This window comes from Rheinheimera hassiensis (genome assembly GCF_022436675.1).
Classification (GTDB): domain Bacteria; phylum Pseudomonadota; class Gammaproteobacteria; order Enterobacterales; family Alteromonadaceae; genus Alishewanella; species Alishewanella hassiensis.
Genome location: NZ_JAKUJZ010000007.1, coordinates 262,664 through 274,740, shown reverse-complemented (window position 1 = coordinate 274,740; position 12,077 = coordinate 262,664). Strand labels below are relative to the sequence as shown.

The following is a 12,077-nucleotide window of genomic DNA, read 5'->3' as shown; positions in this document are numbered from 1 at the left end:
CAAAAGCTGATTGTGATTTGTATCACTTCAGCACATAGTAAATAGCTTAACCCCACGAAGGATCCAATGATGCGTGAACTCTATATTGCCAATAAAAATTATTCTTCCTGGTCATTGCGGCCCTGGGTGTTAATGCACCAGCTGAATATTCCGTTTATTGAACAATTGGTGCCTTTTAGTCAGCAGGGCAACTTTGAAAAATTCCGCACTTTTTCACCTTCTGGCAAAGTGCCATGTTTAGTGCAAAAAGACATCGTGGTATGGGATTCGCTGGCCATTGCTGAATATCTGTATGAAACATACCCGACCGTATGGCCAAAAGATGTAAAAGCCCGGGCATTCGCCCGCTGCGCTGCGGCAGAAATGCACTCTGGCTTTAGTACACTGCGCAATACTTGCGGCATGAGCTGTGGTCACCGGGTAAAGTTGCATCAGGTAACGCCGGCTCTTTTGCTGGACATTGACCGCTTAAGCGAATTATTTGAGCAGGGGATCCGGCATTTTGGCGGGCCATTTTTAGCCGGTAAAGCGTTTTGTGCTGCAGATGCGTTTTTTGCGCCGGTGGCATTTCGTATGCAAAGCTATGGTTTGCCGTTTAGTAAAGTCGCCACCAGCTATCTGCAACACTTGTTAGCGTTACCGGCAATGCAGGATTGGTACAAGCAGGCGTTAGCAGAGCCTTGGGTTGATCAGGCGCATGATGATGAAATCGCCGCTGCCGGGCAAATTATCGCAGATCAGCGGCAAACCAGCTAACGGCGTAGCAATTCTGGTTTTGCTGTGGCAAATTAAGCGGCGTATAACAAAATGTGCTTAAAAATAATTATAAGGAAGGGAAATGGAAGGCTTTATTAGTGCGCTAAACGGCATTATCTGGAGCCCGGCGCTGATTTATTTGTGTCTTGGCGCTGGCTTATTTTACTCAATACTGACCCGGTTTGCTCAGGTTCGCCATTTTAAAGAAATGTGCAAACTGCTGCTGAACAATACTGAATCAGACAAAGGTATCTCGTCATTTCAGGCTCTGGCCGTGTCGTTATCTGGCCGGGTTGGTGTAGGTAATATTGCCGGTGTGGCCGCCGCTATTGGCTTTGGTGGCCCTGGTGCGGTGTTCTGGATGTGGGTTGTCGCATTTTTAGGCGCCAGCACGGCCTATGTTGAATCTACGCTGGGACAAATTTATAAAGTTGAAGAAAACGGCCAGTATCGCGGTGGCCCGGCTTACTATTTTGAGCGTTGCCTTGGTTGGCGCTGGTTGGGTATTTTGTTTGCTATTTCGGCCATTATTGGCTGCGGTATCTTCTTACCGGGGGTGCAGGCCAATGCTGTGGGCAATGCTGTAACACAGGTTTTTGGCGACGGTAATATGGTGGTTACCAGTTTTGGAGAAGTGGGTACCCATAAGCTGATTGCGCTGGCAGTGATCCTTATCGTGCTGGCGTTTATTATTTTCGGCGGTATTAAGCGTATTGCCCACTTTACCCAGATTGTTGTGCCCTTTATGGCGCTTGGCTACATTGTGCTGGCACTGATCGTAGTATTTCTTAACCTGGACAAAGTGCCAGGCGTGTTTGGCATGATATTCACCGATGCCTTTAGTGCGCAGGCTGGTTTTGGTGCTGCCATTGGCTGGGGCGTAAAACGGGGTATTTACTCGAATGAAGCAGGCCAGGGCACCGGCCCGCACGCAGCAGCTGCGGCTGAAGTAGACCATCCATCACAGCAAGGTTTAGTGCAGGCGTTTTCTGTGTATATTGATACCCTGTTTGTTTGCACCGCTACAGCATTAATGATTTTAATTACGCAGCAGTACAATATTCAAACCGAGAACTTTAATGCCGCCACTGGTGTTGGCACCATGATCCTGCAGAACGTTGATGCTGCCACCGAAGTAGCTTCACCGGCCTTTACGCAAATGGCGTTGTTAAGTGTGTTTGGTCAGTTCGGCCAGGTGTTTGCCGGCTTAGCTATTTTCTTCTTCGCTTTTACCACCATTTTGGCGTACTACTACATTACTGAAACTAACGTGGCTTATTTAAACCGGGTGTTTAATAACAAGCTACCCAATATCGTGTTTAAGCTGTTGCTGATGTTTATGGTGGCTTATGGCACGGTAAACAGTGCAGGCTATATCTGGAATATCGGTGATATAGGCGTCGGCTTAATGGCTTGGGTTAATGTGGTTGGTATTCTGGTAATATTCTTAATGTATAAGCCTACTATGCGTTGCCTGCGCGATTTTGAAGAGCAGAAAAAGGCTTGTGGCCCCATTAGCTTTGACCCGGTAAAACTGGGTATCAAAAACGCGACGTTCTGGGAAAAGCGGCTGGCTAAACAGCAGCAAGAGCAGAAATAAGTTAACCGAATCGGTAAAACCTAATAGCAGCCCGGCCTAAGTGCCGGGCTTTTTTATCTGCCGGATTAACAAGCGGCACACACGCTATGTCTGCTAGCGCACAGATACCGGACTGTTGTTACGCCATGATGGTTTTGACTCTGCACTTTCGCAGCGTGAAGGAGCTAATGATGCAAGTAATAAAACGTACCTTTGTTACCGCTGGTGTAGTGCTGGCCGGCAGTTTGCTGCTTAGTAGCTGTGAGCGCGGCAATGTTAATGCTCAAACCGGTGCGCCGGATATTAGCGTAACAACCGAAGACGGCAGTGGTGACGATGTTAATATCAGCACTGCGGTTAATACTGCCCTGATGGCAGATCCACAGTTGCAGCATTTAGATATCCAGATAGAAACCCGCAAAGGTGATGTCAAGCTTTGGGGCCAGGTTGAAACTCAGGCACAGCGCGAACAAGCTGAGATAATTGCCGCAGCAACCTCAGGTGTGCATTCGGTTAATAATCAGCTGGAAGTGAAATAATAACCTGCATCAAACCGGTTTTAGCCCGCCTTAGAGCTAAAACCGGCGGCTCACCTTAGCCGCTTTGTTAAAAAGCTGCCTTAGGATACACTTTCTGTTACCTATAAGCGGCCATCGCGGCCCGGTGGACAGATTTGATGCATTTATTAATTATTGAAGATAATGCCGATATTATCGCTAATTTGTACAGCTACCTGGAACCCTTGGGCTATAAGCTGGATGTAGCGCGAAGTGGTAAGGCGGGTGTATTAGCTGCGACGACATCTGCGCACGACGCTATAGTGCTGGATCTGTCGCTACCGGCTATGGATGGTATCGAAGTATGCCGCCAGTTACGCCAACAATATCAACTGACAATGCCAATCCTGATGCTAACTGCGCGTGACACCGAGCAAGACAAAGTAACAGGCTTTGCGGCGGGCGCTGATGACTACCTGGTAAAGCCATACTCTCTGGCCGAGCTGGACGCACGGCTAAAAGCTCTGGTGCGCCGCGCACGCAATGAGCATGTGCAATCGGTGCTGGTGTTCGGTGAGCTGCAACTTGATGCCGGTATTGGCCGTATTAGCCGCGCCGGGCAAACGTTGGATCTGACACCCACAGGATACTGTATCCTCAGCGCGCTGATGCGTGTAGCGCCAAAGCTTATAACACGTGAGGCATTAGAGCGTCAGGTGTGGGGTGATGAACCGCCCGATAGCGATGCGCTGCGTACCCACATTCATACGCTACGGCGGGTACTGGACAAACCATTTTCTTACCCGGTGTTATTAACGCTGCCTGGCATCGGCTACCGCCTGATGCTTTGCAATGAAGAGCGTAATGAAGGGCCGCAATGAAACCCAGACTCTCGCTCAAACACCATCTCACTTTGACCTATATTCTGCTGGCTGTTGTGGTTGCCGGGGCTTTTAGCCTGGTTAGCTATATTTCGATAAAAATTATTGAAGATCAGATTGTCGACGCTCCGGGGGGGCTGGAAGAAACTGAACTGGTGATTTTACTCTCTTTGGCTGTGGGATTTGTCGTCAGTGTGATATTAGCTGCAGGGCTGGGAGTTTGGAGCGTGCGTCGTGTTATTGCGCCGGTTGCGGCGCTGGCCGACGCGGTTAACCGCAATGCAGCGGTAACTGAGTTGCCATCACGTTTTGCCCAAGATGAAATAGGTGTACTGGCACGGGCTTTTGCCAAAAGAACCAACGAGTTGCAACAATTTTTACAGCGCGAACAAATGTTTACTGCCGATGTCAGCCATGAATTACGTACACCACTAACGGTAATATTAGGTGCGGCAGAGGTGCTTACCGTGCAATTACCTGCACAGTCGGCACAATACACCAGCGCAGAGCGTATCCGGCGGGTGGCCGCTGAAACTGCAAAGCGCATCAGTGCTTTACTGTTGCTGGCGAGGGCTGAAGGCAGCGAGGCCCCCGATACAGCGCTAAATGCTGTTGTTGAGTCTGAGCTGGAGCAGTGTCAGCCGTTGCTGTACGGCAAAACCGTGCAATGCAAACTACAATGGCAGGCGCCGGTATTGGCCAAAGTACACCCCGAACTGGCGGCAATTGTTATCGGCAACCTGCTGCGTAATGCGTGTCGCCATACTGAGCAGGGTTATATTCTGGTTCAGCTTCGCGCCGGACAATTGATAGTAGAGGATAGCGGTGTAGGCATTTCTGCTGTAGTTCGCGCGCGGCTGTTTGAACGCTTTGTGCATGGTGACGATAACCCGGCGCATGAAGGTATGGGGCTGGGTTTATCTATTGTTAAACGCGTGGTTGAACATATCGGTTGGGACATACAACTTGAAACTCCGGCCACAGGTGGTACCCGCTTTGTGCTGAATTTTCCGCCGCAGGCTGTAATCTTATCGTCTTAACGCAATCTTAACGCTGGCTGGTTTATGTTGTTGCTCTGGTTTATCAGCTTGTTAAGAGGAAACACATGAAACGTACTTTACTTGCAATGGGTATCTTTTTGACGTCAGGCATTGCATGCGCAGGTGAGGGCGCCGCCTGGGACTATAGCGGCGACACCGGACCTGAGCAATGGGTAAAACTTAGCCCGGAATACAGTAGCTGCTCGGGTAGTCATCAATCGCCAATCAACCTTAGCAGCTTCGTTGATGGCAAGTTGGAGCCGATTAAATTTAGCTATACCAGTGGAAGTGCAAGCATTATTAATAACGGCCATACCGTACAGGTAAACATGCTACCGGGTAACACTATTACTGTTGATGGTATTGAGTTTGAATTAAAGCAATTTCATTTTCATGTACCCAGTGAAAACCTGATTAATGGCGAATCTTTTCCGATGGAAGGCCATTTAGTGCATGCTGACAAAGCAGGGCATTTAGCCGTTGTTGCCGTTATGTTTACCCAAGGCGCCACTAACAATGTGCTGGGCAAAGCCTGGGCGCAGATGCCGCAACTGGGTGAAACGCTGCCAATGACGGCAGATATTTCGGCGCTGGATATTTTGCCGGAGAATCATGCTTACTACCGTTTTGAGGGCTCGCTTACCACACCTCCTTGTTCGGAAGGGGTGCGCTGGCTGGTAATGAAACAACCGGTGTTTGCTGCACCAGAGCAGATCACGCAGTTTTTGCATGTGATGCATCATCACAATAATCGGCCGGTGCAGCCTGTTAATGACAGGGTAGTGTTGCAGTAACATTGTGGTAAAAATGCTGTCCCGCATCTATCAAATATAAACGCCGACTAATTGTCGGCGTTTTTCTACATTGGGGGGGGGAAGAATGGCTTAACGCCTTGCTTTATTCCACACCAATAAAACCACCGGTTTGATGCGCCCACAGCTGAGCGTATATACCGCCGCTGGCAATCAGCTCACTGTGGCTGCCTTGCTCGACGATATTGCCCTGATCCAGCACAATAAGCCGGTCCATCTGCGCGATGGTAGATAAACGGTGAGCTATAGCAATAACAGTTTTACCATCCATCAGTGTATTTAAACTGGCCTGAATCGCGGCTTCCACTTCTGAATCCAGTGCAGAGGTAGCTTCATCCAGAATTAAAATTGGCGCGTTTTTCAACAGTACACGAGCGATAGCGATACGCTGGCGCTGACCGCCGGACAATTTAACGCCACGCTCACCGACCTGGGCATCAAAACCACTGTTACCTTTAGGATCAGTTAGATCACGGATAAAATCACTGGCTTCGGCTTGTTCTGCGGCTAACTGTAATTCAGCTTCGCTGGCATCTGGTTTGCCATAAGCAATATTTTCACGTACTGAGCGGTGCAGCAGGGAAGTATCCTGCGTTACCATGGCGATATGCTGACGCAGGCTTTCCTGGCTTACCTGGCTGATGTCCTGGCCATCTATGAGGATTTTACCGCTCTCGATATCATAAAAACGCAGCAACAGGTTTACCAGCGTGGATTTACCGGCGCCGGAGCGGCCAACTAAACCGACCTTTTCGCCCGGTTTTATGCTCAGGTTCAGTTGTTGTAGTATCGCGGCTTTACCGTCTTCGGTTGGGGCTTTGCCATAATTAAAACTAACCTGCTGAAATTCAATCTGGCCCTGCGGCACGGTTAGCTTAGCGGCATTTTCGGCATCTTTTACTTCAATCGGCCGCGATAAGGTGGCGATACCATCGGCAACAGTTCCGATATTTTCAAACAGGGCGCTAACTTCCCACATAATCCACTGTGCCATACCGTTTAAACGCAGCGCCAGGCTGATCGCTATCGCAATAGCGCCCACTGTAATAGCACTGCCCGCCCACAAATATAGCGACAATGCCGCCACACTAAATACCAACAAGTAGTTAAGGGTTTGCACCGACACACTTAACCCGGTGGCAAGGCGCATTTGCTGGTATACCGGCTGTAGGAAGACATCCATGCTGTTTTTGGCATAGCTTTCTTCGCGGTTAGTATGAGAAAACAACTTAATGGTGGCAATATTGGTATAGCTGTCAACAATACGGCCGGTCATTTCTGAACGGGCGTCCGCCTGCGCAGTGGAGACGCGTTTCAAGCGTGGTACAAAATAAAACTGCAGCGCGATGTAAAACACTAACCAAATCAGCATTGGGGCTATTAAGCGTACATCGGCATCAGCAACAAAAAACAGCATCGCGCTGAAATACACCAGCACATATACCATCACATCCAACAACTTCATTACTGTCTCCCGCACCGACAGCGCCGTTTGCATAACCTTGGTTGCAATACGGCCGGCAAAGTCATTCTGATAAAAACTGACACTCTGGCGCAATAAATAACGGTGGGCCAGCCAGCGGATCGACATCGGGTAATTACCCAATAAAGTTTGATGCACTATTGCTGAGTGAATAAAAGTCATTAACGGCAGTAACACCAGGGTTACCAGCGCCATCCAAATCAGCGTAGCGCGCTCGTCAGTAAAAAAGTTTTCCGGATCATTAGCTACCAGCCAGTCAACTAACTGGCCCATAAAGCTAAACAGCGACACTTCCAGTACGGCTAAAATGGCTGAAGATAAAGACATAAATAACAACGATGTTTCCATGCCCTTGGTATAGTGACGACAAAAAGCCAGTAAGCCACGTGGCGGTTGGCCTGGCTCGGCTGCTGGAAAGGGTTTGGTAAGGCGTTCAAAAAAGCGTAGCATGAAGAATAACCAGTAGTAAAAACAGCGGCTATTGTAACCTGTTTAATAAAAATTGCATGGCTGCTGCGGCAATTCACCGGTTTTTAACGGTGTTAGTCGTGGACACATTTCGCCGTATTGCTTTGTGATATTATCACAATTTATCTGCTTATGTGACAGCGAACGCTGCTATAATACCGGCTTTGGGTCTACTTGAATTAACGGCACTATGGCCCAATTAAGGCCCAATGAAAGCTTGCGCTTTAGCCAATAAAGCTTGTGCTGTATTAAGTGCGGCCGTTATCTGAGAAGTCATGATGAAACTAAAACTTGTAACCTCAACACTGTTACCCACCCCTTTTGCTGAATTTCGCCTGCATGGTTTTGAAGCACCTAATGGTAAAGAGCATGTCGCATTAACGCTGGGCGATGTCACAACAGACGAGCCTGTACTGGCGCGGGTGCATTCGGAGTGTTTAACCGGAGATGCGCTGTTTAGCCTGCGCTGCGATTGTGGCCCGCAGTTAGAAGCTGCGATGCGTAAAATTGCTGATCTGGGCCGCGGCTGCATTTTGTATTTACGCCAGGAAGGCCGGGGCATTGGCCTTATCAATAAAATTCGCGCTTATGCTGAGCAGGACAAAGGGCTAGACACGGTAGAAGCCAATGAAATTCTGGGTTTTTTACCCGATATGCGTGAGTACGATATAGCGGCGCAAATGTTTGAACAGCTGGGTATTGGGCAAATACGCCTGCTTACCAATAATCCACGTAAGCTTAAAGCGTTAACCGATGCCGGTGTTAACATATTAGAAAGAGTACAGCACCGGGTAAAAACCTCGGCGCACAGCCACCGCTATCTGGCCACCAAAGCCAGCAAGTTGGGGCATTTACCTTAAGCTGTAGTGCTATTGCAGCAAAATACGGATTTAACGGCGGCTGTGGTATTATAGCCGCCGTTTTTCATCAGACTTTTGCTACAGGATATTATCTTGACCAACAACGACGTACTGCGCAGCCTGCGTTACACGCTAAATGCACCTAACCACGGCATGATTGCCATTTTTGCCTTAACCAATGTCACAGTGACGAAAGAGCAGGTGATGGCCTGGCTGGAGTCTGACGAAAGTGAAGATTTTGCCTTAATTAGCGACGTATTGCTGGCCGGGTTTCTTAATGGCGTGATTATTCAGCGTCGCGGTGCCAAAGACGACGTTATTCCAGAGCCGGAAACTAAGCTGAATTACAATATTATTTTGCGTAAACTCAAAATTGCCTTTGATTTAAAAGACGATGACATTTTAGCCTTATTAGAGGGTGCAGAGTTCCGTTTAAGCAAGCATGAACTCAGTGCGTTTTTCCGCCGCCCGGATCATAAACACTACCGTGCCTGCCAGGAGCAGGTTCTGCGTTATTTCTTACGCGGCTTGCAGCAGAAAATACGTCCGGCAGTCAGTTAGTTTTTACCGCGCAATTGCAGTTAAATCTGCCATCAAGTTAATGTTATACTGCAGGCACTTATTGCCGAGTGTCTGCAGTTATGATCCCAAAGCTTAATCCCGAACTCGCGCTGGATGCCAGCATTGTTGCTTTCAGCAAAGCCTTAGTTGCCGCTGGCTATAACGGCGATATCGAAACCAGTTATGGCAGCCGTTTAGCCGTTGCTACTGATAACAGCGTGTATCAGGCGTTACCACAGGCCGTGTTGCTACCCAAAAGCACCGACGATCTGGTTATTCTTACGTCATTGGCGCAAACGTCCAGTTTCTCGCATATTAAATTTAGCCCGCGCGGCGGTGGTACCGGCACTAATGGCCAGGCACTTACTGAGCATGTGGTGGTCGATTTATCGCGCCATATGCGCAACATTCTGGAGATTAACGTCGAGCAGCGCTGGGTGCGGGTGCAGGCCGGAGTAATTAAAGATCAGCTGAACGTGTTTTTAAAACCTTACGGCTTTTTCTTTGCACCGGATTTATCCACCTCAAATCGCGCCACTATCGGCGGCATGGTAAATACCGATGCCTCAGGGCAAGGCTCATTAGTGTACGGTAAAACCAGCGATCACGTGTTAGCGTTAAAAACGGTGCTGATAGATGGCAATATATTAAATACCCACAAAATGGCGACCTTTGAAGCCGAGCATCGTGCCCAGATGCCAAACAGCATTGGCCGTATTTACCAGCAGGTGCTGGATAGCTGCCGTACTTTCCGGCCACAAATTTTAGCCAAATTCCCACGGTTAAACCGCTTTTTAACCGGTTATGATTTAGAGCATGTGTTTAATGACGATTTAACCGAGTTTGATTTATCGCGCATTATCACCGGCTCTGAAGGCTCACTTGGTTTTGTAACAGAAGCTAAACTGAATATTACGCCGATTGCCAAATACAAATGTCTGGTTAATGTTAAATACGACAGTTTTGCAAGCGCGCTGCGTAACGCTCCGTTTCTGGTTGCGGCTGAAGCGACATCAGTTGAAACCGTTGACAGCAAAGTACTGAATTTAGCCCGCGCCGATATTATCTGGCACCAGGTAAAAGACTTAATCACCGATGTGCCCGGCATTGAGATGCAAGGGCTGAATATGGTGGAATACAACAGTGAAAACCAAACAGAGATAGAGCAAAAAATTGCTGCACTAACGGCACGGCTGGACGGCGCAATAGCAGATAAAACCGATGGCATTATTGGCTACCAGCTTACCTATGATAACGCCGCTATTGGCAATATTTACGCCATGCGCAAAAAGGCCGTCGGGCTGCTGGGTAATGCTAAAGGCCGGCAAAAGCCCATTCCTTTTACTGAAGACACTGCCGTGCCACCGGAGAATCTGGCCGATTTTATTATGGAATTTCGCGCACTGCTCGACAGCCACGGCCTGCAATATGGCATGTTTGGCCATGTTGATGCCGGTGTATTGCATGTGCGCCCTGCGCTGGATTTATGCGACCCACAGCAGGAGCAATTACTGCGCACCATTTCCGATCAGGTAGTGACGCTAACAGCCAAGTACGGCGGCCTGATGTGGGGCGAGCATGGTAAAGGTTATCGCAGTGAGTATGGCCCGGCGTTTTTTGGTGACGAGCTGTTTAATGAACTGCGTAAAATTAAAGCGGCTTTTGACCCACGCAACAGAGTAAACCCCGGTAAAATTTGCACGCCGTTTAACAGTGCCGACAGCTTAGTGTCGGTAGATGGTGTAAAGCGGGCTTACTTTGACCGGCAAATTCCGGTAGCGGTGAAAGACAGCTTTGACAGCAGCTTAAACTGTAATGGCAATGGCCTGTGTTTTAATTACGAAGAAAACTCGCCGATGTGCCCGTCGAGCAAAGTCACCAAAGACAGGCGCCACAGCCCTAAGGGCCGGGCCGGTTTAATGCGTGAATGGTTACGCCTAACCGAATTGCAAGGTCTGGATGTACTGGCAAAAGAGCAGCAGTTACTAAATAAATCATCCGGTATCAATGGTTTATGGCAGCGTATAAAAAATACGCTGGCAAAGCGTCAGGGCGAAGGAGATTTTTCGCACGAGGTGATGGACGCTATGGAAGGTTGTCTGGCCTGTAAAGCCTGCGCCGGCCAGTGCCCGATAAAAGTCGATGTACCGTCGTTTCGCGCGCGGTTTTTACAGCTGTACCACAGCCGTTATTTACGCCCGGCGAAAGATTATATCGTCGGCAATATAGAGCGTACAGCGCCGTTATTAGCCAAAGCGCCGACACTGGTTAACTTTGTACTAAAACGCAGCATTACTGCCACGCTGCTTGAAAAGACCGTCGGCTATGTCGATACGCCGTTGCTATCGGTGCCCACGTTGGCGCAGCAGATTGGTGAGCAGTATCGTTTCGATTTAGTGGCATTACAGCAATTACCTGCCGAGGTGCTCGCGCGCACGGTATTGCTGGTGCAAGACCCTTTTACCAGCTTTTATGAAGCAGAGCTGGTAGCTGATGCGTTAAATTTACTGCAAAAGCTTGGTTTTAACCCGGTATTACTGCCGTTTTTACCCAATGGTAAGCCGCAGCATGTAAAAGGCTTTTTACGCGAATTTGCCAAAACTGCGGCCACTGCGGCACAGTTTTTAAACCAGCTGCAACAACTGGGCTTACCGATGCTGGGGCTGGATGCGTCATTAGTACTGGTGTATCGCGACGAGTACAACAAAGCCCTGGGTGATAAGCGCGGTGATTTTAACGTGCAATTACTGCATGAATGGCTGGTACAGCAAAGCTTACCAAAAGTAAGTAAAACTGCTGAGTTTGCTTTACTGGCGCATTGCACGGAGAAAACCGCCTTACCAGCGACAGAAAAAGCCTGGCAGCAAATATTTAGCAGCGCAGGACTAAGCTTAAAGCCGGTGAGCGTGGGCTGCTGCGGCATGGCCGGTACTTATGGCCATGAAGCGCAAAATCTGGATAACAGCAAAGCTTTGTTTGATATGAGCTGGCGCGCACCGGTTGAGCAATTTGGTACAGATCAAATTTTGGTTACCGGCTTTTCCTGTCGCAGCCAGGTAAAACGGCTGGTTGGCGATAAGCCCAAACATCCGCTACAGGCATTGTTGGCAGCGTTATAACCGTTTTTAATCCGCGAAACT

Annotated in this window: 10 protein-coding genes; 9 read left to right on the top strand and 1 reads right to left on the bottom strand. The window is 48.8% G+C overall.

The features are described from left to right. The first annotated feature begins 69 nt into the window (after nt 1-69). From MJX74_RS16625 to MJX74_RS16600, 6 genes are all read left to right on the top strand, one after another. Nucleotides 70-756, top strand: a complete 687-nt coding sequence (locus MJX74_RS16625; protein WP_240224159.1) for a glutathione S-transferase — start codon at nt 70-72, stop codon at nt 754-756. A gap of 82 nt (nt 757-838) precedes the next feature. After that, on the top strand, nt 839-2,356 hold the full coding sequence (locus tag MJX74_RS16620; RefSeq protein WP_240224157.1) for an alanine/glycine:cation symporter family protein: 1,518 nt from the start codon (nt 839-841) through the stop codon (nt 2,354-2,356). Nucleotides 2,357-2,526: 170 nt separating this feature from the next. After that, a complete protein-coding gene (locus MJX74_RS16615) occupies nt 2,527-2,874 on the top strand; it encodes a BON domain-containing protein (protein ID WP_240224155.1) in 348 nt (115 codons plus the stop codon). A 137-nt stretch (nt 2,875-3,011) separates the two neighbouring features. Beyond that, the gene (locus MJX74_RS16610) at nt 3,012-3,713 is read left to right on the top strand and encodes a response regulator transcription factor (protein ID WP_240224252.1); all 702 of its coding nucleotides are present in this window, start codon (nt 3,012-3,014) and stop codon (nt 3,711-3,713) included. Continuing rightward, entirely contained in the window at nt 3,710-4,753 is a 1,044-nt protein-coding gene (locus MJX74_RS16605; RefSeq protein WP_240224153.1) for a sensor histidine kinase, read from the top strand. The genes MJX74_RS16610 and MJX74_RS16605 overlap by 4 nt, the downstream gene beginning before the upstream one ends. 65 nt (nt 4,754-4,818) lie before the next feature. Then, nucleotides 4,819-5,547 (top strand): carbonic anhydrase, encoded by a 729-nt coding sequence (locus MJX74_RS16600; RefSeq protein ID WP_240224150.1) that lies wholly within the window; start codon nt 4,819-4,821, stop codon nt 5,545-5,547. A 103-nt stretch (nt 5,548-5,650) separates the two neighbouring features. Here the strand turns inward: MJX74_RS16600 and MJX74_RS16595 are convergent, their stop codons facing one another. Beyond that, nucleotides 5,651-7,498, bottom strand: coding sequence for an ABC transporter ATP-binding protein (locus MJX74_RS16595; RefSeq protein ID WP_240224148.1), 1,848 nt, complete (start codon nt 7,496-7,498; stop codon nt 5,651-5,653). Nucleotides 7,499-7,794: 296 nt separating this feature from the next. On the opposite strand from MJX74_RS16595, the gene ribA reads away from it, so the two are divergent. The 3 genes from ribA (at nt 7,795) to ydiJ (ending at nt 12,056) form a co-directional block, all read left to right on the top strand. Further along, complete coding sequence (ribA, locus tag MJX74_RS16590) at nt 7,795-8,376, top strand: GTP cyclohydrolase II (protein ID WP_240224146.1); 582 nt, start codon at nt 7,795-7,797, stop codon at nt 8,374-8,376. Between the two features lie 93 nt (nt 8,377-8,469). Beyond that, nucleotides 8,470-8,937: a YehS family protein gene (locus MJX74_RS16585; protein ID WP_240224144.1), complete on the top strand. Its 468-nt coding sequence runs from the start codon at nt 8,470-8,472 to the stop codon at nt 8,935-8,937. A gap of 80 nt (nt 8,938-9,017) precedes the next feature. Continuing rightward, on the top strand, nt 9,018-12,056 hold the full coding sequence (ydiJ, locus tag MJX74_RS16580; protein ID WP_240224142.1) for a D-2-hydroxyglutarate dehydrogenase YdiJ: 3,039 nt from the start codon (nt 9,018-9,020) through the stop codon (nt 12,054-12,056). The last annotated feature ends 21 nt before the right edge of the window (nt 12,057-12,077 follow it).

Excerpts from the sequence above, each read along its gene's own strand:
- MJX74_RS16625 (WP_240224159.1), top strand. The coding sequence starts at position 70 with ATGCGTGAACTCTATATTGCCAATAAAAATTATTCTTCCTGGTCATTG.
- MJX74_RS16620 (WP_240224157.1), top strand. The coding sequence starts at position 839 with ATGGAAGGCTTTATTAGTGCGCTAAACGGCATTATCTGGAGCCCGGCG.
- MJX74_RS16615 (WP_240224155.1), top strand. The coding sequence starts at position 2,527 with ATGCAAGTAATAAAACGTACCTTTGTTACCGCTGGTGTAGTGCTGGCC.
- MJX74_RS16610 (WP_240224252.1), top strand. The coding sequence starts at position 3,012 with ATGCATTTATTAATTATTGAAGATAATGCCGATATTATCGCTAATTTG.
- MJX74_RS16605 (WP_240224153.1), top strand. The coding sequence starts at position 3,710 with ATGAAACCCAGACTCTCGCTCAAACACCATCTCACTTTGACCTATATT.
- MJX74_RS16600 (WP_240224150.1), top strand. The coding sequence starts at position 4,819 with ATGAAACGTACTTTACTTGCAATGGGTATCTTTTTGACGTCAGGCATT.
- MJX74_RS16595 (WP_240224148.1), bottom strand. The coding sequence starts at position 7,498 with ATGCTACGCTTTTTTGAACGCCTTACCAAACCCTTTCCAGCAGCCGAG.
- ribA (WP_240224146.1), top strand. The coding sequence starts at position 7,795 with ATGAAACTAAAACTTGTAACCTCAACACTGTTACCCACCCCTTTTGCT.
- ydiJ (WP_240224142.1), top strand. The coding sequence starts at position 9,018 with ATGATCCCAAAGCTTAATCCCGAACTCGCGCTGGATGCCAGCATTGTT.